19 protein-coding genes, 1 tRNA gene and 3 pseudogenes are annotated in these 23,353 nt (G+C 70.1%); 14 read left to right on the top strand and 9 right to left on the bottom strand.

All coding sequences use genetic code 11. The features are described from left to right. Positions 1–60: 60 nt before the first annotated feature. Positions 61–648: a GH12 family glycosyl hydrolase domain-containing protein gene (locus OG371_RS00260; RefSeq protein ID WP_329064272.1), complete on the bottom strand. Its 588-nt coding sequence runs from the start codon at positions 646–648 to the stop codon at positions 61–63. 15 nt (positions 649–663) lie between these two features. Here OG371_RS00260 and OG371_RS00265 point away from each other — a divergent pair, with 15 nt between their 5' ends. Beyond that, positions 664–1,014 carry a multicopper oxidase domain-containing protein gene (locus OG371_RS00265; protein ID WP_329064274.1) on the top strand — a complete coding sequence of 117 codons (351 nt, stop codon included), beginning with the start codon at positions 664–666 and terminating at the stop codon, positions 1,012–1,014. A 366-nt stretch (positions 1,015–1,380) separates the two neighbouring features. On the opposite strand, the gene ribB is transcribed toward OG371_RS00265, so the two are convergent. After that, entirely contained in the window at positions 1,381–2,604 is a 1,224-nt protein-coding gene (ribB, locus tag OG371_RS00270; protein WP_329064275.1) for a 3,4-dihydroxy-2-butanone-4-phosphate synthase, read from the bottom strand. Between the two features lie 38 nt (positions 2,605–2,642). Further along, positions 2,643–3,164: a MarR family winged helix-turn-helix transcriptional regulator gene (locus OG371_RS00275; RefSeq protein ID WP_329064277.1), complete on the bottom strand. Its 522-nt coding sequence runs from the start codon at positions 3,162–3,164 to the stop codon at positions 2,643–2,645. 78 nt (positions 3,165–3,242) lie between these two features. Between OG371_RS00275 and OG371_RS00280 the strand changes: the two genes are divergently transcribed. Genes OG371_RS00280 through tcuA form a run of 8 tightly spaced genes read left to right on the top strand, consistent with a single transcriptional unit; the run spans position 3,243 to position 11,584 of the window. Next, on the top strand, positions 3,243–3,719 hold the full coding sequence (locus OG371_RS00280; RefSeq protein ID WP_329064279.1) for a flavin reductase family protein: 477 nt from the start codon (positions 3,243–3,245) through the stop codon (positions 3,717–3,719). Between the two features lie 44 nt (positions 3,720–3,763). Then, positions 3,764–5,065: an MFS transporter gene (locus OG371_RS00285; RefSeq protein ID WP_329064281.1), complete on the top strand. Its 1,302-nt coding sequence runs from the start codon at positions 3,764–3,766 to the stop codon at positions 5,063–5,065. Further along, a complete protein-coding gene (locus OG371_RS00290; RefSeq protein WP_329064283.1) occupies positions 5,062–6,051 on the top strand; it encodes an Ldh family oxidoreductase in 990 nt (329 codons plus the stop codon). The genes OG371_RS00285 and OG371_RS00290 overlap by 4 nt, the downstream gene beginning before the upstream one ends. After that, entirely contained in the window at positions 6,044–6,517 is a 474-nt protein-coding gene (locus OG371_RS00295; protein ID WP_329064285.1) for a PaaI family thioesterase, read from the top strand. Before OG371_RS00290 ends, OG371_RS00295 begins: the two co-directional genes overlap by 8 nt. A 10-nt stretch (positions 6,518–6,527) precedes the next feature. After that, positions 6,528–7,550, top strand: a complete 1,023-nt coding sequence (locus OG371_RS00300; RefSeq protein ID WP_329064288.1) for an LLM class flavin-dependent oxidoreductase — start codon at positions 6,528–6,530, stop codon at positions 7,548–7,550. Continuing rightward, positions 7,547–9,163 (top strand): AMP-binding protein, encoded by a 1,617-nt coding sequence (locus OG371_RS00305; RefSeq protein ID WP_329064290.1) that lies wholly within the window; start codon positions 7,547–7,549, stop codon positions 9,161–9,163. Before OG371_RS00300 ends, OG371_RS00305 begins: the two co-directional genes overlap by 4 nt. Next, entirely contained in the window at positions 9,156–10,085 is a 930-nt protein-coding gene (locus OG371_RS00310) for a pyruvate carboxyltransferase (protein WP_329064291.1), read from the top strand. The genes OG371_RS00305 and OG371_RS00310 overlap by 8 nt, the downstream gene beginning before the upstream one ends. Positions 10,086–10,135: 50 nt before the next feature. Further along, the gene (gene tcuA / locus OG371_RS00315) at positions 10,136–11,584 is read left to right on the top strand and encodes an FAD-dependent tricarballylate dehydrogenase TcuA (protein ID WP_329064292.1); all 1,449 of its coding nucleotides are present in this window, start codon (positions 10,136–10,138) and stop codon (positions 11,582–11,584) included. A 67-nt stretch (positions 11,585–11,651) separates the two neighbouring features. On the opposite strand, the pseudogene OG371_RS47300 reads toward tcuA, so the two are convergent. Next, positions 11,652–12,452 (bottom strand): annotated as a pseudogene (locus OG371_RS47300) (MmgE/PrpD family protein); the annotation flags it as partial. Next, positions 12,436–12,927 (bottom strand): annotated as a pseudogene (locus OG371_RS47305) (MmgE/PrpD family protein); the annotation flags it as partial. The pseudogenes OG371_RS47300 and OG371_RS47305, both read right to left, overlap by 17 nt. A 37-nt stretch (positions 12,928–12,964) precedes the next feature. On the opposite strand from OG371_RS47305, the gene OG371_RS00320 reads away from it, so the two are divergent. Beyond that, entirely contained in the window at positions 12,965–13,579 is a 615-nt protein-coding gene (locus OG371_RS00320) for an NIPSNAP family protein (RefSeq protein WP_329064293.1), read from the top strand. Positions 13,580–13,879: 300 nt separating this feature from the next. On the opposite strand, the pseudogene OG371_RS00325 reads toward OG371_RS00320, so the two are convergent. Together OG371_RS00325 and OG371_RS00330 are read right to left on the bottom strand one after the other, a co-directional pair. Beyond that, positions 13,880–14,092: pseudogene (locus OG371_RS00325) on the bottom strand (IS3 family transposase); the annotation flags it as partial. Positions 14,093–14,645: 553 nt separating this feature from the next. After that, positions 14,646–15,734, bottom strand: coding sequence for a hypothetical protein (locus OG371_RS00330; protein ID WP_329064296.1), 1,089 nt, complete (start codon positions 15,732–15,734; stop codon positions 14,646–14,648). A gap of 1,246 nt (positions 15,735–16,980) precedes the next feature. Here OG371_RS00330 and OG371_RS00335 point away from each other — a divergent pair. Then, positions 16,981–17,463, top strand: a complete 483-nt coding sequence (locus tag OG371_RS00335) for a hypothetical protein (RefSeq protein WP_329064298.1) — start codon at positions 16,981–16,983, stop codon at positions 17,461–17,463. Positions 17,464–17,491: 28 nt separating this feature from the next. On the opposite strand, the gene OG371_RS00340 is transcribed toward OG371_RS00335, so the two are convergent. Continuing rightward, positions 17,492–20,224, bottom strand: a complete 2,733-nt coding sequence (locus OG371_RS00340) for an AfsR/SARP family transcriptional regulator (protein WP_329064300.1) — start codon at positions 20,222–20,224, stop codon at positions 17,492–17,494. 341 nt (positions 20,225–20,565) lie between these two features. Here OG371_RS00340 and OG371_RS00345 point away from each other — a divergent pair. Both OG371_RS00345 and OG371_RS00350 read left to right on the top strand, forming a co-directional pair. Continuing rightward, positions 20,566–20,708: transfer RNA gene (locus OG371_RS00345), tRNA-OTHER, on the top strand. A 102-nt stretch (positions 20,709–20,810) separates the two neighbouring features. Then, positions 20,811–21,812, top strand: coding sequence for a tyrosine-type recombinase/integrase (locus tag OG371_RS00350; RefSeq protein WP_329064302.1), 1,002 nt, complete (start codon positions 20,811–20,813; stop codon positions 21,810–21,812). Positions 21,813–22,142: 330 nt separating this feature from the next. Here OG371_RS00350 and OG371_RS00355 read toward each other — a convergent pair whose 3' ends face one another. Next, a complete protein-coding gene (locus OG371_RS00355) occupies positions 22,143–22,571 on the bottom strand; it encodes an IS630 family transposase (RefSeq protein WP_329072857.1) in 429 nt (142 codons plus the stop codon). On the opposite strand from OG371_RS00355, the gene OG371_RS00360 reads away from it, so the two are divergent. Further along, the gene (locus OG371_RS00360) at positions 22,507–23,352 is read left to right on the top strand and encodes an alkylmercury lyase family protein (RefSeq protein WP_329064304.1); all 846 of its coding nucleotides are present in this window, start codon (positions 22,507–22,509) and stop codon (positions 23,350–23,352) included. The two genes, OG371_RS00355 and OG371_RS00360, sit on opposite strands and share 65 nt — an antisense overlap. Position 23,353: the final 1 nt, after the last annotated feature.

A 23,353-nucleotide genomic window follows, 5' to 3' on the forward strand; every position in this document is an offset into this window, starting at 1 on the left:
GTCTCCGCCGGCGAATACGTCCGCCGATGCGCGACCGAGCTTTCCAGCGTCACAACCGGGTCAGGACTTGCAGGAGAACGAGTCCACGCCGAGGCCCGGATCTCCTTGCCACGGCTCGAATCCGAACTGGACACTCGTCAGGTACCAGGACGGATGGGTGATACCACGGGCGACGCTGTCGTTGGTGAAGTCCTTGATGGAGAGGTCGAGCGCCTCGGTCGTCTCCTGGCGCACAAAGGAGTTCACGTTCCAGCAGCCGTCACCGCAAAGCCGCCCGGACCACACGTCCCAGGTGGCGCCGACCTTCTGGCCCGCCGGCTGCGGCGCGCCCGCGTGATCTCCCCAGATCATGATCTCGGTGCCGTGGTTCTGCCTCGCCAGGTTCGGTGTGGGCCCGAACCAGATGCTGTACACCGCATCCCATTGCCCACCGGCCGTGTGGTAGCCGCCTGTGGTGCGCGGGGCGCCGAACTGGCTGATCTGCAAGGGAAGCCCGTTGCCAGCGAGCTGTACTTGTGCTCCGTCGGGCAGGTCGTGGATGGACGGTGCCACGGGGCCGCGGATGCGCATGCAGACCGCGGCGCCGCCTGCTGTGAGGCTGACGTCGTCGCAGCTGCCGCCGAAGGCGAACAGCTGGTTCAGGGCCAAACGATCGGCCTGCTGGTGGAGAAGCGGAACGCAGCCGACCGCGGTTTCACCACCTGGACCCTCAACGGCCAGCCCTACTCGATTTCCGCCAATCAGCAGGCGATCCCAGTCCAGCGCGGCAAGCGGTACCGGTTGTACCTGCACAACTCCACCAAGGACATGCACCCCGTGCACGGGCACATCGTCGAGGTCGCCGCGATCGCCGGGACGCCGACCGCCGGGATGTTCGAGGACGTCGTCATGCTCGGCGACTACCAGAAACTCGACCTCGGCTTCGTCGCCGACCAGTCCGGCCTCTCGCTGCTGCACGGCCGCCAGCAGCTGCACATGAACTACGGCTTCATGACCCTGCTCAATCGCCCCTGACCGCAGCGGCGCCGGCCATCCCCGGGAGACGCGGCGGTCGGCGAGCCCCGCAGCGAACATCACGGGTCCCGGCGAGCGCGGCACGACGGTGAACAGGAACGTCGCGGCCCGGCGGCGAGGTCCACGCCCAGCCAGCGTGCCCTCGGCATCCCCGACTCGGCGCAGAGATCGCACCGGCGCGGGCGCGCCGTAGGCCGTCGACACCGGAGGTTCGGCACCCCGAGCACCGCTCGGCGGAGAGCCCCGCCCGCCGAAGTGCGTCAGATCGCTCGTGCTCGGGTGTCTGTACGGGCAACCAGGCTCGTCCAGCCGAGTGGACTGGGCGCGGGGTTCTGCCATGGAGAACCCTCGGAATCCGCTGGCGGACTACCGCCGGGAGCTCTCGCGGTCGGTGAATAGATGCCCCATGCGTTGCTGTTTCGCTGCCAGGTAACGAAGATTCGCCGACGTACCACCCACCGTCAACGGAAGCCTCCGCAGGACGGAAACCCCGCCCGCTTCCAAATCCCGGATCTTCCCGGGATTGTTGGTCAGGACCTGCGTCCGCGCGATCCCAAGATCCCGCAGGATGGCCGCGGCAGCCCCGTATTCTCGTGCGTCGGCCGGTTCGCCCAGACGGAGGTTGGCGTCCACTGTGTCCAGTCCGCAGTCCTGAAGCTCATACGCCGCCAGCTTTTTCGCCAGTCCGATACCACGCCCCTCGTGCCCGCGCAGATACACCAGCACCCCGCCGTCACGGCTGATCCGGGCGAGGGCGGCGTCTAATTGCGGGCCGCAGTCGCAACGGGCGGAGGCCAGGGATTCGCCGGTCAGGCATTCGGAGTGCACGCGTACGGTCGCCTCGTCGCCCGGTTCGCCACAGATGAGCGCGACATGGTCGGCACCGGTGCGCAGGTCCAGATAGCCCACCGCGCGGAAGCGGCCGTACCGGGTCGGGAGTTCGGTTTCGGCGGTTCGCACCACGCGCGGCTGTTCACCGGCCGGGAGAGGATTCCGCAGCCGATGGGAGATCAGGTCCTCGATGCTCAGCGCGGGCAGGCCGAACCGGCGCGCGAGCTCCGCGACTCCGGGGCCGCGGAGCATTGACCCGTCGTCGGCCACCAGTTCCGCGATGGCCGCGACCGGTGCCACGCCTGCGAGTCGGCACAGATCGACCGCCGCTTCGGTGTGTCCTGGTCGCTCCAGGACGCCGCCGGGTCGCGCGCGCAGCGGGAGGACGTGGCCGGGGCGGGTGAAATCCGCGGCGGCGGCCGCCGGGTCGGCCAGCAGCCGCAGGGTGCGGGCGCGATCGGCGGCACTGATTCCGGTGCTCACGCCGGTTTTCGCGTCCACGGTCACGGTGTAGGCGGTGCCGCGCGCGTCCTCGTTGTGCTCCACCATCGGCGGCAGCCGGAGGTCCGCCGCACGGTCCGGGGGCATCGGGGCGCACAGCAGTCCGGAGGTGTGCCGCACGGTCCACGCGACCCAGCGCGCCGACGCGGTGTGCGCGGCCAGCACTGCGTCGCCCTCGTTCTCGCGGTCGGCGGCGTCGGTGACGAGCACCGGCCTGCCCTCGCGCAGCGCGTCCAGCGCCATGGTCATTCGGTCCATGACCCAAGTATAAGCATGCTTATGCCCAATGAGCATGCTTACTCGTCGCCGCGCTCCATCTCGCGCAGCTCGCGTTCGACGACGAGGGCGGCCTGACGCAGCTGACGGTCGGCGGCGACGATCTCGTCCCGGCCGAGGAGCGACCCCAGGGTGTCGCTGATTCGGAGCACCTCGGCGTCCATCTCCTCAAGCGCGGCAAGCCCGGTCTTGGTGACTTCGAGCGACAGGGCACGCTCGCTTTCCGGGTGCGCGCCGCGGGCGACGAATCCGCGCTTCTCCATCTGGGTCACGATGCGCGTCATCGTCTGCGGGCGGGCGTAGCACCGACGGGACAGCTGAGCCAGCGTCAGATGCGGCCGGTTGGCCAGGATTCGCAGCGCGGTGTAGCTCGACAGCGTCATGTTCCACCGCCGCAGCCGCGCGTTGCCGATCCGCGAGACCGCGCGCTCGAACCGGAACACGGCGTCGATCAAGGAGGACGCCTCGTCCATGCCGGTCTCCGCGCGCGCGGGCGAGCGGCCGTCGTCGAACGGATCTACGTATGGCAAGGGATCGGTCACCCCCGCAGCGTAGAGCGCCGGGCGCGGATGCGCGTCAGCATGCTTGCATTTGTATCCGCACGCTTATATTGTCTAAGCATGCTTACTTCATCCCGATTCCGCTCCGCCTTGGGGAATTTCCCCAGCGGCGTCGTGGCGATCACCGGGCGGGACGCGGACGGGCGGCCGGCGGGCCTGGCGGTCTCGTCGTTCACGTCGGTCTCGCTCGATCCGCCGCTGGTGGCTTTCCTGCCCGGCAAGACGTCCTCGACGTTCCCGGTGCTCGCCCGGCGCGGCACGTTCTGCGCCAACGTCCTCGCCGCCGGGCAGGAGGACGTCTGCCGTGCGCTCGCGGTCTCCGGCGGGGACAAGTTCGCCGGCGTCGACTGGCATCCCGGGCCGCACGGCGATCCCGTGCTCGACGGGGCCGTCGCCTGGATCGCCTGCACGATCGAGGCCGTGCACGACGCCGGCGACCACCACCTCGTCCTCGGCCGCGTCGACGACCTGGCCGCCGACACCACGGCAGAGCCGCTGCTGTTCTTCCGCAGCCAATACCACCACCTCGCGGCCTGAGCCGCGCCCCCACGTCAGCCCCGACCTCAACGGAGAGGCACGTCATGACCACACCGGCAGAAGCAAGACGCACGACGCTCGCGGCCTCGATCGGCAACACCGTGGAGACCTACGACTACGCCGTCTACGGCTTCCTCTCCGCCGTGCTGGCGAAGGTGTTCTTCCCGGCCGCGAGCACCGGCGCGGGCCTGCTGTCGTCGTTCGCGGTGTTCGGCTCGGCGTTCCTGGCGCGTCCCGCGGGGGCCTTGGTGTTCGGCCCGATCGCGGACCGGCACGGCCGCCGTCCCGCGCTAGTGGCGTCGCTGCTGCTGATGGCCGGCGGCAGCACACTGATCGGCCTGCTGCCGGCGACCGGGACGATCGGCGTCGCCGCGCCGATCCTGCTGGTGCTGTTGCGATTCGCCCAAGGGCTGGCCGGCGGCGGCGAGTTCACCACGGCGATCATCTACGTCGCCGAGTTCGCCCCGCCGCACCGGCGCGGTGCGCTCTCGAGCCGGGTGCAGGTCGGGAGTCTTGCCGGATTCCTGCTGGGCGCGGTCGTCGTGCTGTCGCTGAGCGCCGCGCTGACTCCGGCGCAAATGCTCATGTGGGGCTGGCGGCTGCCGTTCCTGCTGGCGTTTCCCATCGGCGGGATCGGCCTCTATCTGCGCAGCCAGTTCGGTGAGACCCCGGAGTTCCTCGACGCCCGCAGTCGACCGTCCGCACCGGACCGATCGGCGGACCGGCAATGGTCCTCGGTGCTCCTGCTCGTCGGAGTGTCGGTGTTGCACATCGTCGGCATCTACATGGTCTACACCTACGTGCAGAGCTACCTCATCCAGCTGCGGCTGTCCCCCGTCGCGGCAACCGCGGTGATCGCGTTCGCGCTGCTCGTCGGAATCTTCCTCGTGCTCGCGGGCGGCCGCGCCGCGGACTGGCAAGGCCGTCCGAAAGTGCTGCTGGCGTCCTCGCTAGCGGTGCTCGTCGTGAGCTACCCGTTGTTCGCCGCGCTGGCCAGCGCCCCTCCCCTGTGGCTGATCATCGTGTGCACGGTGGCGCTGTCGGCCGGCCCGGCGTTCTACTCGGGCGTCGCACCGGTCACCTACGTCCAGCTCGTTCCGGTGCGCCGGCGCGGCAGCCTCGTCGGCATCTCCTACAACGTGACTGTCGGCATCCTCGGCGGTTCGGCGGTGTTCATCTGCCAGGCGCTGGTCGAGCTGACCGGCGACCGCCGCTCCCCCGCGTACCTGCTGCTGGCCGCGGCCTCCGCCAGCGCGCTCGCCGCGTTCGCGCTCACCCGCCGCGCGGCCCGCACCCGCGCGGCTTCCTCGTCCGCCCTTCCCCTGACCGCGGAGTCCGGCTCATGACCACCTTGCCCCTGAACGACGCCCACCGCCTCGTCCTGGCCGCCACGACCCAGGCCGGGCACACCCCGGACGAGGCCGCCGTCATCGCCGAACACCTGCTCGACTGCGAACTGCGCGGGCTGACGTTCGGCGGGCTCGCCCGCGCACTGTCCATTGTGGAAAGGATGCGCGCCGCCGCCGGGGCTCCGCAGCCGATCCGGGTGCTCGAGGAGACCCCGGTTTCGGCCACCCTCGACGGCGGCGACCAGGTGGGTTACCTCGTCGGCATGCGGGCGCTGGACCTGGCGGTGGAAAAGGCCCGCGCGCACGGAATGGCCGTCGTCGGCGCCCGCAACACCTGGTACACCGGTATGTTCTCCTACTACCTGGAGAAGGCCGCCGCCGCCGGGCTCGCCGGTATGATCGCGGGCAGCGGGCCCGCCGTCGTCGCCCCGCAGGGCGGCACCGAGGGCAGGTTCGGCACCAACCCGATCGCGTTCGGATTCCCCGCTTCGCCGACGCCGGTCATCTGGGACATCGGCACCTCCGCGGTGATGTACGGCGACGTGGTGCTGAAAGCGCGGCTCGGCGAGCAACTCGAGGAGGACCAGGCGTTCGACGCTTCCGGGGCGCCCACCCTCGACGCGGCAGCGGCCCTGGGCGGCGCGTTCGGCGTGTGGGGCGGGCACAAGGGTTCCGGGCTGGCCATGGTGGTGCAGCTGCTCGGCATGATGAGCGGCGCGGCCGCGGCCCCGCCGGGCATCTCCGACTGCGGGTTCTTCGTGCTGCTGGTCGATCCGGCCACGCTCACCGACCCGGACGACTACCGCCGCCGCGTCAGCGAGTACGCCGCGTCGATCCGGGCGACCCGGCCCGTGGAAGGGGGCCCCGCCGTCCGCGTGCCGTTCGACCGGTCCGCCGCTTGCCGCGAAGAGGCGTTGCGGCGCGGCACGATCGACGTTCCGGACACGGTGGTCGCGGCCCTGCGGAAGACCGCGAATGAGTGACCGCGCGGGCGACTTCCGGATCGGCCCGTCGTCGTCGGGACGGCTGCTGTGCGGCGGCTGCGCCCCGGACGACCGGTGCCGCCTCGGCATCGAGGTCGCGCACGCCGGGGAAGTCGCGACGACGTTCGACGTCGTCTGCCCTCGGCACTGGTGCGGTGGTCCCGAGGTCGCCCACGGCGGCTGGACCGCGGCGGTGTTCGACGACGTGCTGAACACAGTCGCCCTGCGCCGCGAAGCCCGGCTGGTCACGAAATCGCTCCATATCTCCTACCACCGCCCGGTTCCGGTCGAACGGCCGCTGACGGTGACGGCGCGGATCGACAGTCACGCGGGCCGTCGCTGGGACGTCTCCGCACAGATGACCCTCGCGCACGGCACCGTCGCATTGGCCGCCGCCAGCGCGGAACTCCGCACCCGGCGGCCTGATCACTTCGCCAGGCATCAGGCCTGGCTGGCACACGATTAAGGAGGACCTGATGGTCGAATTCTTCACCGGGCTGCAGCCCCTCGAAGCGGGCGAAACCACCCCGGACGCCCTGCTCGCGCGAGTCCGGGAGCTGGACCGTTCCGAGGTGATCGACCGCGTTCTGGTCGGGTATTCCTCGACCTGGCCGCACAATCACGCGACCGCGCCGTTCGCCCTCGCGCTCACCGAGAAGTTCTCGCCGATCGTCGCGCACCGCCCGGGCGTCATGCCGCCGGCGGCCGCCGCGCGCTACTTCGCCACGCTCGACGTGCTAGCCCGCGGGAGGCTCGCGATCAACGTGGTCGTCGGCGGTTCCGACAAGGACCTGCGCCGCGAATCCGACGATCTCCCCAAGGCCGAGCGCTACCGGCGCGCGGTCGAATACCTCGACGTCGTCCGGCGCACCTGGACCTCGCCCGAACAGTTCGATCACCACGGCGAGTACTACACGGCCGAGGCGGTGAAGATCCTGACCAAGCCGGTGCAGGGACAGGTGCCGATCTTCATGGGCGGCGAGAGCGACGACGCGGTCGACTTCGGTGCCCGCCACGCCGACCTGTACATGCTGTGGGGCGAGCCGTTCGCGGGCACGAAGGAACGCATCGACCGCATCCGCGCCGCCGCCGAGCGGTACGGCCGGAAGATGCGGTTCTCCTTGAGCCTGCGCCTGTTCCTCGGCGACACCGACGACGACGCCTGGGCCCAAGCTCGCGCGGCGGAGCGGCAGATCGCCGAAGCCTCCGGGAAGTTCCTGCGCTCGTCGTCCACCGACACCTCGGTCGGCAGGCAGCGGGCGCTCGCGCTGACCGACGAGGAACTGCACGACGACTGCTTCTGGACCGGGCTGACCAAACTGCTGGGCGGTTTCGCCAACTCGCAGGCACTGGTCGGCACCCAGGAGCGCATCCTGAACACGTTGGGCCCCTATCGTGACCTCGGGGTCGACGCGTTCCTCGTGACCACCGGCGCCGAAGCGGCCTGGGACCCGGCCCTGGAGGGATTCCTCGCCCGGGCGAAGAAGGAGCTGGCATGACGCGTTCGGTCCCTCGATCCGAAGACCTCGAGGCGGAGACCGTCAGCGGGCTGATCGCCGAGCGGGCACGGCAGCACCCGGACCAACCCGCGCTCGTGGTCGACGGAGCCGAGCTGACCTACGGCGAGCTGGACCTGGCGGTCTCGCAGGTCGCACGCGGTCTGCTCGCCACCGGCGCCGCGCCGGGCGACTCGGTCGGCATTCTCCTGCCCAACCGCGCCGAATATCTGCTCGCCTGGTTCGGCGCCGCCCGCGCCGGGCTCGTCGAGGTCCCGGTCAACACCGCCTACAAAGGACAGTTCCTCGACCACGCGCTGCGCAGCACCGACGTCCGGATCCTGGTCACCGAGCCCGCGCTGCTCGGCCTCGTCGCCGACCTCCCGGAACTGCCGGACGCGCTGACCACCGTCGTCGTGCTCGACGAAGCCGCGCCCGGCCGCACGCCGCCGGGAGTGCGGGTGCTGGGCTGGCCCGAATTGCTCGCCTCCGGCGACCCAACCCGCGAGCTTCCCGCAGTCGGCCCGGCTGATCCGGTCGCGGTCATGCTCACCTCGGGCACCACCGGACGCAGCAAGGGAGTCGTCTACCCGAACCGCATGCAGGTCGTCGCGGCCAAGGAATGCACGCAGCAGATGGGCACCACCGCCGATGAGCGGCTGTACACCTGCCTTCCGCTGTTTCACGGCGCGGCCCAGGTCAACATCACCCTGCACGGGCTGTTCGCCGGTGCCACCGTGGTGCTCGGCCGCCGGTTCTCCGCGAGCCGGTTCTGGGACGAGATCCGGGCCGGCGGAGTAACCCAGTTCAACGCGCTCGGCTCGATCCTGCCGGTGCTGCTGGCCCAGCCCCCGTCCGAACGCGACCGCGACCACCGGGTCAAGCGAGTGTTCGCCGCGCCCGCTCCGCCGCAGGTGCTGGAGCCGTTCGAGGAACGGTTCGGAATCCACCTCGTGGAAGGCTACGGGCTCACCGAAATCAAGAACGTCCTCTACAACCCGTTGGCCGCGCGCAAGATCGGCTCGATCGGCGTGGCCACGGCGTCGTCGATCCTCGAAGTCCACGACGAGTCCGGGAACCGCGCGGCGCCCGGGCAAGCCGGGGAGATCGTGTACCGGCCGCGCGAGGCGAACATCATGTTCTCCGGCTACCGCGGCGAACCCGAGGCCACCCTCGCGACGATGAACGACCTCTGGTGGCACACCGGCGACCTCGGCTACACCGACGAGGACGGGTACTTCTACTTCATCGACCGCAAGAAGGACGCCCTGCGCCGGCGCGGCGAGAACATCTCCTCGCACGAGGTCGAATCGGTCCTGCTCGCCTACCCGGGCGTGGTCGCGGCGGCGGCGGTCGCCACGCCGTCGGAGCTGGGCGAGGACGAGGTCCTCGCCGTGCTGCAGCTGGAATCCGGGCGGAGGCCGGACTTCGCGGAGCTGTTCGCGCACTGCGACCGGGCCCTGCCGCACTTCATGGTCCCCCGCTACTACCGCGCGCTCGACCAGTTGCCCGTCACCCCGACCGGCAAGGTCCGCAAGACCGACCTGCGCGGCCAAGGCCGGGGCGAGGCGTGGGACGCACAGGCCGCCGGACTCGCCCCGACCCGCCATGTCTGAGCGGAAGGCGGTGCGCATCCGCGAAATCGCGCCACGCCTGACGTTCCAGGACCACATTGTGCCGACCGAGGTCAAGGTCGAGCTTGTGCAGCGGCTCGTCGACGCCGGGGTCCGCGCGTTCGAGCTGTCTTCGTTCGTGCGTCCCGACCTGATCAAGGGACTCGCCGACGCCGAGGAAGTTTTCGCGGCTGTGCTTCGCACCCCAGGCCTGCATCTCGGCTGCTGCGTCGGCAACGTCCGAGGCCTGGCCCGCGCGGTCGACGCGGGCGCGGACAGCGCGTCGTTCCTTCTTTCGGCAGACGAAGATTTCGCCCGCGCCAACATCGGACACTCCACAATAGACTCTCTGACCGAACTCCAACGCCTGGCCGCTTACGCCGCCGACCACCGCATCCAGCTCGGCACCTACGTGATCTTCGCCTGGGGCGGCCCGACCGGACCCGCCCGCGGCGCGGACGAACTGGAACCGCTGGCCCGCCGGCTTCTCGACCTCGGCGTGGACCGGTGGATTCTCGCCGACTCGTCCGGTTACGCGGCCCCGCCGCAGATCCGCAACCTCGTTTCCGCCGCACTCGCGCACATACCGGCGGAAAACCTCACCGTGCAGATCCACGACGCCCGCGGCATGGGCCTGGCCGCCCTGCTGCCCCTGCTCGACCTCGGCGTGCGAAACATCGACACCGCGCTCGCCGGCAGCGGCGGGCACCCGGCCATGCCGGGCGCGCAGGGCGGTGGGATCTGCACCGAGGACGCCGTCCAGCTGCTCGAATTGTCCGATGTGGACACCGGCATCGACCTGCCGCGCCTGATCGCGGCCGCGAACTGGCTCGTGGACGAATTAGGCGTGCCCGGCAAAGGTTCCGTCCGGCGCACCGGACCGGTGCCGGACCGCCCCGGGCAGCCGCTCGCCTTCCGCTGGTGAACCGGGATCTTCTCCCGCAACCGATCATCGCAACCGGTCAAGGAGGACCAGTGCCGAACATTGTCGTCGCCGGAGCGGGCCTGACGGGGCTCGCCGCCGCGATCTCCGCCCGCGAAGCCGGAGCGGACGTCGTCCTGCTGGAGAAGGGCAGCCGTGCCGACGTAGGCGGGAACGCCGCGTTTTCCGGCGGGCTGTTCCTGTTCTGCTACGACGGCGCGGAAGACCTCACCTCGATCACCCAGGATTTCGAACCCGGCATGCACGCCGAGGAAATCGTCGCACCGCCCTACACCCGCGAGGCCTACGCAGCCGAACTGACGGCGATGAGCGACGGCCAGGCCGACCCGAAACTGGTGGCAGCGCTCGCGGAACGCTCGCTGGACACCGTGCGGTGGCTGTCTGAGAAAGGAGTGCGCTTCACCTTCAACCGGACAGTCGGCGCACAGGTACGGGACGGCGTGCTGCACATCCCGCCCGGGCAGATCCTGACCAGCACGGGCGAAGGGATGTCGCGCGGGTTCGAGGTGATCAAGCCGCTGTTGCGGTACGCCGAGCAGATCGTCGTCGAACTGCGCTGGTCCACCCCGCTCGTCGACGTCGTCCGCGAAGGCGAGCGAGTCACCGGCGCGCGGACCCCCGATGGAGTGCTTCCGGCGGACGCGGTGGTGATCGCCAGCGGCGGATTCCAGGCCAGCCGCGAGTCGCGGCTCCGGCATCTGGGTCCGCAATGGGAGGAGGTGAAACTGCGCGGCACCCGCCAGGCGACCGGCGACGGGATCGCGGCGGCGTTGCGGGCCGGGGCCGGTCCGGCCGGAGTGTGGTCGAGCTGTCACTCCGCCGCCGTGGACCCGACCATGCCCGCCCCGGAGCGCAGCGAGGCGTCGCCACCGTTCCCACTGCACGGGTTCTGGCTCGGGGTGCTCGTCAACCGGGACGGCGAGCGGTTCGTCGACGAGGGGCCCGGCCCGTGGGTGAAGAACTATTCGAAGATGGGCAAGGCGATCATGGGCCAGCCCGGCCGCGAAGCGTACGAGATCTTCGACCAGCGTACTGCGGCGCGCGTGGCGGACGAGTTCGCCGGGGCCGCGGTCCCGGTCAGCGCGCCGACGCTGCCCGCGCTCGCCGAGTGCATCGGCGTGCCCGCCGAGGCGCTGGTCCGCGCGGTAGAGGAATTCAACCGCGCCTGCCGGGAAGACGGGAGCACGCACGGTATCGAGCCGGCCAAATCGCACTGGGCCGTCCCGCTGGACCGGCCGCCGTTCGTCGCCTACCACGCGGTGGCCGGGCTGACGTTCACGTTCGGCGGCGTGCAAATCGACCCCGACGGACGCGCTTTGGCTTCCGACGGCGCGCCCGTGCCCGGGCTGTACGCGGCGGGCGAGGCCACTGGCGGCCTGTTCTACGGCGACTATCCCGGCGGCGCCGCACTGATGCGGGCGGCGGTGTTCGGCCGTTCGGCAGGCCGCACTGCCGTGACCGAGGCTCTTCAGCGCGGCTGAAGAGCGCGCAGCAGGCCGGACGCGGACGGAGTCCGGTCGAGCCGATCGACGACACGAGGATCGCCTCGCTGCCAGCCCGGCCGTAAACCCGGTCCGCGGCCGCATGAAACCGCCGGACCATCTCGGCGACGGTCATCGACGGGAAGGTGTCCTGTTCGGCGACGAGCACTCGTCCGTCGTCGAGCAGGACACGCACCCAGGACCCGTTGCGGGCCGGAAATCGCGCCGTCAGCCCGGGGTCCGCGACCAGCCGGGAGTGGGCAGCGAGCCATTTCGCCTGGGGATCGGCCGGGTTTCGCCAGTTCCGGTCGAGAATTCCGCCGGACGCCAGCACCGACGCCACGCTGAACTGCACGCTCAGCTGCGCGGCCACGACATCGGAGATCGGCCCGCTGTTGTCGCAGCCGGGATACCGGACTGCCCGCTCAGCGAGCCCGATGCGGACGGATTCGACGCGGGCCGGATCGGGACGGTGCCGCCGCCCGATCTCCTCGGCGAGCTGGCAGGGCCCCTGCACGTAGATGCAGGCTGGCACGGGCTTGTGCACGATGTCGCGGATCGCGAAGCCAGGTCCGCCGGCGAGCCGGTGCGCCCGGTCCCGGGCGCCGAAAGCAGCGAGCAGTCCCGCCTCCCCGTCGACCGCCCCGCCGGACGCGGTCAACCCGGCGGCCGCCAGCAAAGCCGACTCGACTCCGGTCCGCGCAGCCATCGCCGAATGCAGCACATGCTCCTGCGTGGCGGCCCGCGCCCAGTGGTTGAGGCCGCACGCCGCGTTGGCCGCCATGCCGAGCGCTGCCCGGGTCGCGGCCTCGTCGAGAGCGAGCAGGTGGGCGCACGCGGGCGCCAGCCGCGACGGGGCCGAGCACACCGGTGGGCCGGAAGGTCGCGGCCACTTCGGACGTGCTCATCGCCGAGCCGACGCGGCACATCACCTCGTAACCGACCACCGCCGCGGGCAGCACACGCCCGCCGGACACCTCGTGCTGCCCGGCCAAGGCCAGCAGCGCGGGGAAGATCACCATGCCGGGATGCGACGAACTCTCGACGTGCGTGTCGGTCCGGCCAGTCGCCGCCGCGGGCATGCTGTCGAGGTACGCCGCCGTCGGGGCGGGCGCGCTGGCCGCGGCACCGAGGACGAGCGCGGTGCCAGCGTGCGGTTTTCCCAGTGCGCACAAGGCAATGCGGCTCTCGTCGGAAGGCACCAGAGCCGCGGACAGGAAGTCCGTCAGACACAGCTTGGCTTTGTCGAGGACGTCCACCGGCACCAGTGATGTGGTGGTCCCCACGCAGACATCCGCAAGTTCTCCCGCAAGGTCGTCGCCCATGGTTGATAGCATAAGCATGCTTACGCTTGAAACGCATGCTTATGGAGGTTCCGCGATGCTCTACGAACTGACCCATCTCGCGCTGAAGCTCTACACGGTCCCCAAAGCACTGCCCGCCCTGGAGGATTACGCCACGAACGCGGCGGCGCGCGGCAGGCTGCTCGGCTGCTGGGAGACCGAACACGGAGAGATCGTCGGCCGTGTGCTGCTGCTCCGGGAATTCGAGGACGCGGGCGCACTCGCCGAAGAACGGCAACGGATCCTCACCAGCGCCAATCCGTTCGGGGTCGGCGAGCACCTGGATTCGTTCACCGTCAGCAGCTACGCGCCGTTCCCGTTCCTCCCGCTCGTGCAGACCGGACACTTCGGCGATGTCTATGAATTCCGCACCTACGAACTCAAAGTCGGCGGCCTGCCGCCCACGATGGCCGGCTGGGAGGCCGCGCTTCCCGAACGCACCAAGCTTTTTCCGCTCACCACAGCGATGTACGGCCTGGACGGAATCCCGCGCATCACGCACATCTGGCCGTTCCCCAGCCTCGACGGCCGCCTCGCCATCCGCCGCGAGTCCTACGAGCGGGGAATCTGGCCGCCGGAGAACGGTCCGGAGAACATCGCCCGGGCGACTTCGAGCATCGCCATCCCGACGGCTTTCTCACCGCTGCACTGAACGGCCGGCGGGCGCGGTTCGCGGTCTCGAGGTGCTTCGGCCGCGGGCCGGTCCGCTGGGCCTCGACGCTGACCGGCACCAGGAACACGCCACCTTCCTGATCGAACAGGATTGCTCATCGCCGACTCCCTTCTCGTGGTCGCGCTGTCTCTCGGAAGGGCCGCGAGTTCCCGAGAAAGAAGGAGGCATTGCTGGGCATGGCCGAGGAGAGGCGCTGAGCGCACGAGGCCCCGGCCCGACGTGCGGCGTGGAGATCAGCGTCGGCGACGACGTGGTGACTGTCCTCCGGGACGCCGCCATGAAGAAGCCGTCACAGAAAACGCGCGCGTCCTCCAGTGACCCGAACCGCTCAGGGAAGTCGTGCATATATTTCAGGTTTTTGAACTGAGCCTCTGAATACGGGTTGTCATTCGAGGTGCGCGGGCGGGAATAGGACCGGATGACACCGAGATCGACAAGCAGTTCCGACACCGGTTCCGACACCATCGCGCCACCACAGTCAGCGTGGATGGTATGCGGCTGACTGCCATTGCGATTCATGGCGTCATCGAGGAAATCCTTAGCAACGACCGCGTCCTCCGCGGCGGCGTGCCCCTTCGTGACCGTCGCCCGGCACCTGCCGAGCCGGTGAGCTCGTGGTCACGGCACACCTGGATCGAGTGGTGCCACGGCCGCCGTCCAGAGGGAAGCGGCCGTGGCACATCCCCCTCCAGCCGGCCGCCTCCCTCACCCTTTGCCCTTCCGTCTGAAAGCCGGTGCCATGACCCACGACCCGCCGGCGCCGCGGCATTCCGCCCTTAACTGTCCCGTGCACTGCAAGATCGGTGGCGCGAAGACGGCGCCGCGTTCGACCTTGGCGCGACGCTACGGCGGGGCGATCAGCTTCACCTGCTGCAGAGCGCACCGCCGCGCGAGCCTACTGGTGAAAGTGCACGTCACCGGTGCAAGACGGCACGAACACCCTTGCCGTGGGCGGAGCGCAGCTGGCCAGTATTCCGCGGGAGCGGACGATTCCGGACGGGTGAAAATCCAGCCTGCCAGCGCGGGTCCCTACGGTGAACTGGCGTCAGCGCGCGCCGCCCTCCAGATCGAGCAGCTGGCGATCGGACGACTGGAAGATCAGCACGTTGTTGATGTTCACCGTCCACTCGTTGACGAACTTGTCCGGATGGAAGTAGGACAGCCGGGTCTCCTGCATCCTCGCGGCGAGCATGTCGCTGGCGACGCCGGTGAACGCCGGCTGGCCGGGCCACACCTCGAGCGGTACCTCGTCCGCCAGGACCAGCCCGGGCCGCAACGACACGATCAGCGTGGGCGACACGGGAAAGTCCGACCGGACAAGCACTTCCACTTCGAATCCGGGCGGCCGGGCCGGCATTTCGTACTCTGATGGCCGGAGCTGCGCCTGCGCGAGCTTGGCGGCGACCACGGCCGCGGCACCGGGCTGCTCTGGCGCGGCCGGCGACGGCCGGCCCGGAGCCGGCTTGATCTCGCCGAAGGCGACCGTCAACGGGCCGAACCGCAGCGGCCCGGGCGCGGTCGGCCGGACGACCACCTGTGCGGTCCTGGCCAGCCGCTCGTCGTCTTCGTATCCCGCGGGCAGGAGCAGGTCCACGTCGGTTTCCGGCCCGAGGTCCTGACCGAGCCCGCGCGCGAGGGCCTCGGATTCGGCAAGCAGGTTGAGAGAAAGGTCCACCACGCCGTCGACCGCGTCGACGAGGTCGCTGCCCAGCTCGTCAATCCGCTCCTCGCGCCGGCCCCTCAGCCCCAGGCGGCTCGACCGGGGGAGCTGGTTCCGGGCCTTCTCATAGGCTTTGGGGCCAAAGAGCGGAAGCGCCTCGGTCAGCGCCCGGAACGCCGCATCGTTCAACGCGCTCAGCGCCGCGGGGACGGCGTCGGGACGGCCAGCGGAGAGGGAGCACAGCGCCACGTACCGCTCGGCCACCGCGATCTGCAGCGGGGACTTGGCTGAAGCGGCCGCGGCGGCCTCGCGGAACAAGTCACGCGCGCGGGTCAGCTCGGCGGCCCGCGAGTTCGGCTCTGGCGCCGTGCTCGCGTCGCGCAGCGCCCGCTGCCCTGCACCCAACGCGATCGTGTATCGCTGGTCTAGCAACTCTTCGAGCTGACGGCCGATCCCGGCCAGCTGCTCGCTCACGCGATCTTCGCTGGCCACCACTGCGCCCAGAAGCTCCGAGGCCAGCCCGCTGAGCTCGTCGTTCCCGGTCAGCGCCCGGATCAGCTGGGAAGCGCCGTACTTCGCGGCGATCGTGGCGATCGCTGTCAGTGGCTCCATTGTCTCACCTTAAGCCCATGACAGTCCGGGCCAACCCGGCCTAAAACCTACGACCAGAACCCCGCCGCCGATGATACGGAAGCACACGCGTCCACGGCGAGCGGAGCACCCCGATCAAGCAGATCGCGCGGTGGGGCCGGACGACGGCCTGGGAAGAGTTTCGCCCCGCCACGACCCTCAGCTCGGTTGCTCTGAAGAGCCCGAGGCAAGGAACCACCGTAGTCGCCACAGCCGCTTCAGGACCGTGATCAGTTCCAGCGCGGCGCTGAGCGTGTCCACCACCCGGCGCGGCCGGGCAGCTGGCAGCGATCAGCTGGGTTACGTGGCCGCCAGAACGCAGCGGGTGCAGCAGCAGCTGCATCCCCCAGCCCTCACAACGGGCCACTTCCGCTCGGACAGCGGGCACGGCTCCCCGGGCGCCGCGCAAGGCGCGGCCATGACTCAGCGAGAAACGGAGAAACGCCATCAGGATCGCCCGGCAGATCCGGGACCGTCCTCCCGCACCGATGCCCGCGTGATCGGGGCACGGTGCGCGCCACCCGCGGAACGGCCGCGGGTGCGCTCACGCACCCGATCTGCCTGCCGGGGGCGCGACGCCTCCATCGTGACAACGCCCGGATCGAGGACTCCCGGCCATCACCCAGAACCTGTCCTTCCCGCACAGACAACCAGCCGGCGATCGGGCCTTGTCCCGCCGGCACCGTACTCGGCCGCCAACTCGCGGCCACACCCCGCTCCGTCGCCCTGCACCGCAACCCGTCCAGCACGGGACCGGGTGACCCCGGCCCAAGCACTCGCCACGACCAGCATGGTGTCCCATCAAGCCGACGACGACCGATCCCTTTTAGCCAGGCCAAATCCACCCGACTTTCGCCGAGGGCAAACAAACGGCGCGAGGTTCAGTAGAATCGACTCCGCCCTGACGACAACACGTGGACCGAGCAGGGAGCGCGGTCACCCGAGTCCGGTGCCCTCCGCAATGAGGGCTTGGTCCCGCGAATTTCCAGCTCTGCGCAGCCGATTGCGTTTTCCCACAAGGAATCCGCAAGCCCCCCGTCGCAGGCTGGGCCGACGCGGCGACCGCCGCGTGGAGAGGTGGGACAGTCGCATGATCAGGAAAGTTCTCGCGACCCTGGGGGTAGCGGGCACGGCGCTACTGGGAGTGGTGGCGCCAGCCACGGCGCAGACGCAGGCCGCGCCGGACTGCCAGTACACCGGCGGCTACGGCACAATTGTGAAGACCGCGCCCGTGACGGCGCTGACGGGCGGCACCCGGGTCGCCACCGTCGAACTGTGCCGCGACAGCGCCTACAACTACTGGGCGTTCGCGATCTACAGCAGCCCTATGACAGCCAGTGAGTACGCGCAGGCTTACCTGCAGACCTACCGCGACGGGTCGTGGGTCAGCGACGTCACGTGCGACGACAAAGCCGGTGGCGGCAACGGCCACGTGGCGTACACCCAGACCCGGTGCTGGACGGCGAAGGTGAACGGGGTCAGCGGGCACTACACATTCCGCGCCCGGTCGGACAAGTTCAGCAGCCACACCAACAACCTGCTGGCCTCCGGCTCTACCGTCACCGCCCGCTGACGGACCGATCTCGCCCGGGCCGCCGGAGTCACCGCTCCGGCGGCCCGGACCGGTCCAGGGCCGCCAAGTCCCGCCGGATCCTCTTGGCGTCGTCGTGACGACCCTGGTCCCGGTACTGTTCCGCCGCCTGCTGCCACACGGAGCGGGCCGAGTCGCCCCGCCCCAGCGCTCGGTACGAGTTCCCGAGGGCGGCCAGGGTGTCGGCCTCCTGGTATGCCTCGCCCAGACCGCGGAACAGGTGTACCGCCTGCTCGTAGTGCTCGACCGCGGTTGCCGGCCGGCCGGCATGGTGGGCGATGTAGCCCAGACTGTCCAGGGTGTGGGCCTCGGCTTCGGGGTCGTCGAGGGCCCGGTGCAAGGCCAGCGCCGCCTCACAGTGCGCCCGGGCCTGTTCGTAGTCGCCGAACCGGGCGCTGTACCAGCCGACCTGGTTGAGCGAACGCGCTTCCCAGACCGCGTCGCCGATCACGCGGTGCAGTCGCAGCGCGTGCTTCGCGTGCTTCACCGCCTTCGCGTCGCCTTGCTGCTGTTCCCACGCCCGCGCCAACTCGAAGTGCGCGCGGGCCTGGTTGAGGTCGTCCCCGTGGCGTTCGGCGAGTGCGACGGCCCGATCCAGGTGCTCGATGGCTTTGTCGTGCCGCTGCAGGTTCGTGTAGGCGCGGCCCAGGAACCGGTGGGTGCGGCTGGCGATCGAGCGATCGCCGAGGTGCTCGGCGGCGGCCAGACCGGCCAGCCACACCGCGAGCCGCTTGTGGATGTGCCCGCGGCGTTGCTGGTACGTCGTCAACGTCCACGCGAGGTTCCACGTCGCCCGGTGCCACCCGCGTGCGGCGGTTGTCCCCTGCGCCGCGATCAGGCAAGCGTGCTCGGTGTCGAACCAAGCCAGCGCCGCCGCCGCGTCCGGCAGGGCCAAGGGTTCGACCTCGGACGGGTCGAGTGCGACGCCAGGGCGATGGGGATTCAGCCACTGGTCGGCGCCGTGGGCGGTGTGCAGCAGGAAGTCCACCACCCGGCGCACCGCGGCGTCGCGGACGTCCTCGGGCAGCTCGTGCGCGAGGTCGGCGGCGTGGCGGCGGACGAGGTCGTGCATCCGGTACCGTCCCGTGGCGTCCTCGACCACCAGCGACGCTCCGGTCAGTCGGGCCAGGGCCGCCGCCGCAGCGCCCGGGGATAGCCCTGTGAGGCAGGCGGCCGCTGGCAAGCCGATGTCGGGGCCGGGCGCGATGCCGAGCAACGCGAACGCCGTGACCTCCGCCGGGGCAAAGGAGCGGTATGACCACGAGAGCACTGCCGGCAGGCTCGCGCTCGGGTCGTCGTCGGCGAGCGCGGCCAGTCCGCGGTCGGCCAGTTCGTCGGCCAGGACGGCCAGCGGTAGCCCGGGGCGAGTGCAGGCGTTGGCCGCGGTCAACGCCAGGGCCAGCGGAAACCCGCCGCACAGGGCGATCAGCTGGTCCACGGCCGGCATTTCGGCCGCCACCCGCGCGGCCCCGAGCCGGTCGATGAGCAGGGCGCGGGCCTCGGCGCCGGACAGCGCGTCCAGTGGCAGGTGCCGGGCGGCGTGCCGGGCGAGCAGCCCCGGCAGCTGGTTGCGGCTGGTCACCAGGACCGTGCACGTGCCACCGCCCGGCAGCAACGGCCGGACCTGGCCGGTGTCGAGGGCGTTGTCCAGCATCAGCAGCAAGCGCTTGCCCGCGACCAGGCTGCGGAACAGCGCCGCCCGGCTGTGCGTGGCGGCTGGCATGCGGCGCGGTTCGACGCCCAGGTCTTCGAGGAAGCCGCGGACGACCTCGGCCGGGTCCAGCGGCTCCTCGTCGGGCGCGAACCCGCGCAGGTCGACGAACAGCTGCCCGTCGGGGAACCGACCGGCGTTGCGGGCAGCCCAGCGCAGCGCCAGCCAGGTCTTGCCGATGCCGCCGGCCCCGGCGATCGCGGTGACGGCTCCGGCGGTGTCGAGCTCGGCGAGTTCGCGGTCGCGGCCGACGAAAGACGCGGGGGTGGCGGGCAGCTGGCGGAGCACCGCCGCCGGTCGGGGCGTGGGGTCCGGCGCGGCCAGCAGGCGCCGGTGGATGCCCTGGAGGGCGTCGCCGGGTTCGGTGCCCAGTTCGTCGATCAGCCGGGCGCGGACGCGGCGGTAGTGGTCGAGCGCGTCGGGGCCTCGGCCGGCCTGGTCGAGGGCGAGCAGGTATTGGCCGGCGACGCGCTCGTCGAGCGGGTGCTCGGCGGCCCGCGCGGCGAGCTCCGGCACCAGCTCCCGGCCGTGGCCCAGGCGCAACCGGACCTCGGCCAGTTCGTGTTCGGCGGCCAGCCGCTCCCGCCCGAGCCGTTCGCGCTCGGTTTCGGCCCAGCCCCCGGTCAGGCCAGCCAGGGCTTCGCCGCGCCAGAGCGCGAGTGCTTCGGTCAGGAGCCGCGCAGCCTCGGCGTCGCCGGTCTCGCCGCGGCCACGGGCGGCGAGCTCCCGGAAGAGGCGCAGGTCGACGTCGACGGTCGGGCTCGTCTCCAGGACGTGACCGCCGGTCCGTCGTGTGAGGCTCACGCCGGCGCCGGAGAGGGCTTGCCGCAGCCGGGAGACATAGCTGTGCACGGCGGCCCGGGCTCGCGGCGGCGGCTCGGCGCCCCACACCCGCTCGGCTAACCGCTCCAGCGGCACCAGCCGGTCCGCGTCGACGGCGAGGGCAGCGAAGACACACCGCTGCCTAGCCGGTCCGAGGTCCAGGAACCGGCCGTCGCCGTCCGCGCTCACCTCACCCAGCAGCCGCAACACAACCCCACCCCCTCCAACCAGGGCAATGCGGACACCGGCAAGCAAAGCACACGCCGGCTGGCCACGATGGCGTTCGACAGAGAAGAGGCCCGGCTTCCGACAGGTAGGGCGGGCTGAGCGCACGAGGGGGAGGATGCGGCCAAGCCCGCGCGGCCAAGCCCGCGCGGTCGAGCGTAGCGGCCCGAAGCCGCATTCCGGGTGAGCGTCGTCCCACGCTGTCTCGCCCTGCGGCGCAGTCGGCGGCACAGGCTGCGGTCGTACAGGTCCACCGAGCCGGAGATCATGCCGCCTCCGTGCAGGTCGACCGTTGCCGGCCCCGCCGTGTCAGGGTCGCATCCCCGCGGGGTGTACCAGCGGAGCGGCACCTGCGCTCCGTCGTAGGAATGAGCGGTGTGTCGCGCGCGGATCACGTCGTCGAGGACCGGCAGTTGCGAGCTCCCGCTCCAGGAGCGGAGGGTCGCAGGTTCAAATCCTGTCATCCCGACGGCAAGGGCTGGACCTGCGGGTTCAGCCCTTTTTCGTGCCGCCGGACGCGGCCCGGGAGCTAGCACAGCGCTCAGTGACACTTCGCTTTGAGAGTGAGCACATGAGGACGCAGCCAGCCGCAACCCCCGCCCCAGCCTGGGCACAGGCCCTCATCGACGAGTGGTCGATGACACTGGAATCCGAGAACAAGAGCCCCAAGACGATCCGGTGCTACACCGACGTCGCCCGGAAGTTCCACGGATGGCTCGCCGAGCCCATCGCACCACCCGAGGTCGTCGATCGTCGGGCGTGGCTCGACCGCCTACCTGCTTCACCGACGGCCCCCGAGCACTACCGTGACGGGCACGTCAAGGCCTGGATCGCGTATCGCCTGGCGACGACCAGCCCCGGCAACGCCAACAACAACTACCGGGCGCTACAGACCTACTTCAAGTGGCTCCTCGATGAGGATGAGATCGAAACACACCCCATGGCGAGGATGAAGCCGCCGCATGTCCCCGACCAACCGGCGCCCATCACGTCAGTCGATTTCATCAAGAAGGTGCTCGCCGGATGCGCAGGCAAGGATTTCGTCAACAGGCGCGACGAGGCGATCATCCGACTGATCTGGGATACCGGCGGTCGTCTCTCTGAGATCGCGAACATCGACATGGAACGCGACCTTGACCTGCAACGGCGGGTGGTGAACGTTCTGGGCAAGGGCGGGAAGTGGCGAGCCCTTCCGTTCACTCCACTCACCGGCAAGGCCATCGCCCGCTACGTCCGCGTCCGATCTCGGCACCCCCATGCCGATATGACCACGCGACTGTGGCTCGGCGAGTATCGACGTCGCACTCCATTGTCGGATAACGGCATCAAGATCATGCTGCGACGCCGGGGCCGCGCTGCCGGCGCGCAGGAAGAACTTGGCCGCGACCTCCACGCACACCTTGGCCGTCACTTCCAATCGCATCACTTCCTGAAGGCCGGCGGCAGCGAGGGCGACCTGATGCTGCTGAACGGCTGGACCACCCCGCAGATGGCGCGCCGATACGGGAAGAGCGCCGCAACCGACCGGGCACACGAGGCTGCGCAGCGTATTCGCGTCGGCGAACTGCTGTAGCAGCCTGCTGCAGCTGTCACGCAAATTGGAAGGTAGCCCGCAAACTAGGCTTGCTCCTTTGAAGTGTCACTCCGACTTGTCCACCTCCAAAGGAGCAAGTCGTCCGGGAACCTCGTCCCTGGAGCATTCCCATTGCCGCGGCCAAGGTCGCAGCAAAGCCCTGGTTGCAAATCCGCGCAGACCTAGTGTCTCGTAAATCTGAGGGGTTTACTTGGCGTTGTTGTCGACAAGCTTCTTGATGTTGGTCTGTACGAGCCTGACCTTGGCCAAGATCTCTTCGGCCGTGGCGGTCCAGGCGAAGGGCGCGGCGGTGGCGTTCCAGTGCGCGATCTAGTCGCGGATCTGGGCGATGAGGACCTTCACCGAGCTGAACGTGCCTCGCCGGATGGACTGGCGAGTGATGATCCCGAACCACGTCTCGATCTGGTTGATCCACGAGGAACCCTTGGGAGTGAAATGAAACCGCACCCGAGGGTTGGCCTCCAGCCAGGCCATCACCTCCGGCGTGGTGTGCGTCGAGAGGTTGTCCAGCACGACATGGACATCCTTGCCCTGGTGGGGTTTCACTGCTTTCTTGAGGAACGCCAGAAAATACGCGCCATCACGGGCCGGCGTGCACTCGCCCAGAACTTCACCGGTGCCCACGTTCAACGCGGCGAACAGGTTCGTAATACCATGCCGAACGTAGTCGTGGGTGCGCTGCTCGGTCGCCTCGAACGTGATCGGCAGCAGCGGCTGGGTGCGGTCCAGGGCTTGGATTTGCGTTTTCTCCTGCCGCCTCTACCGCGACGCCGACAACCACGTCTCGGGCGCCCCGACAGTCGGTGCCCTGCGCCGCGAGCTCCTGGACCACGCCGAGACCGCGGCCTGCTGCCCGCCCGTCGGCGACCGGGCCCGGCCGCCGACGTCCTTGCCGGACTGGCGTGCCCGCACCACCCCGACCGACCCCGCCGAACGGGCCATCCACCAAGCCATCCTGCGCAGCTTCGCCACCACCGGCGCCCCGCCACCGCCGACCCTGCTGGATCAGACCGCCGCGGCGTTCAGGACCTCAGCAGGCGTGGTGCTGCAACGCCTGCACGAACGCGACGTCATCCGACTCGACTCCGCCGCCCGGATCCGGGCGGCGTACCCCTTCTCCGCCGTCCCCGCCGGGCACCGCGTCCAGCTCGCCGGAGGCCCCACCGTCGAGGCGATGTGCGTGATCGACGCTCTCGGCATCCCGGCCATGCTCGAGACCGACGTCGTCATCACAACCACCGCGCCCGGCGGCGACCACACCATCACCGTGACCGTCACCGGTGGCCAGGCAACGTGGGATCCGCCGACAGCGGTGGCCTTCCTCAGTGCGCAGGCCGGCGACGGCCCGTCAGCCGATACCTGCTGCAACTACCTCAACGCCTTCCCCGATCACAACGCCGGCCAGGCGTGGACCGTCGCCCACCCCGACGTCCCCGGCGAACTCGTCACGCCCGGGCAAGCCGAACAACTCGGGCGGCACATCTTCGAACAGGCGCTCGCTGTCGATAACAAGCCCTGAC

Origin of the sequence: Amycolatopsis sp. NBC_01480, from assembly GCF_036227205.1 — a bacterium.
Classification (GTDB): domain Bacteria; phylum Actinomycetota; class Actinomycetes; order Mycobacteriales; family Pseudonocardiaceae; genus Amycolatopsis.

Bases quoted from the DNA above. Each gene is read 5' to 3' on its own strand.
- OG371_RS00320 (WP_329064293.1), top strand. From the start codon at position 12,965: ATGCTCTACGAACTGACCCATCTCGCGCTGAAGCTCTACACGGTCCCC.
- OG371_RS00335 (WP_329064298.1), top strand. From the start codon at position 16,981: ATGATCAGGAAAGTTCTCGCGACCCTGGGGGTAGCGGGCACGGCGCTA.
- OG371_RS00295 (WP_329064285.1), top strand. From the start codon at position 6,044: ATGAGTGACCGCGCGGGCGACTTCCGGATCGGCCCGTCGTCGTCGGGA.
- ribB (WP_329064275.1), bottom strand. From the start codon at position 2,604: ATGGACCGAATGACCATGGCGCTGGACGCGCTGCGCGAGGGCAGGCCG.
- OG371_RS00350 (WP_329064302.1), top strand. From the start codon at position 20,811: ATGAGGACGCAGCCAGCCGCAACCCCCGCCCCAGCCTGGGCACAGGCC.
- OG371_RS00310 (WP_329064291.1), top strand. From the start codon at position 9,156: ATGTCTGAGCGGAAGGCGGTGCGCATCCGCGAAATCGCGCCACGCCTG.
- OG371_RS00285 (WP_329064281.1), top strand. From the start codon at position 3,764: ATGACCACACCGGCAGAAGCAAGACGCACGACGCTCGCGGCCTCGATC.
- OG371_RS00300 (WP_329064288.1), top strand. From the start codon at position 6,528: ATGGTCGAATTCTTCACCGGGCTGCAGCCCCTCGAAGCGGGCGAAACC.
- OG371_RS00290 (WP_329064283.1), top strand. From the start codon at position 5,062: ATGACCACCTTGCCCCTGAACGACGCCCACCGCCTCGTCCTGGCCGCC.
- OG371_RS00305 (WP_329064290.1), top strand. From the start codon at position 7,547: ATGACGCGTTCGGTCCCTCGATCCGAAGACCTCGAGGCGGAGACCGTC.
- OG371_RS00280 (WP_329064279.1), top strand. From the start codon at position 3,243: ATGCTTACTTCATCCCGATTCCGCTCCGCCTTGGGGAATTTCCCCAGC.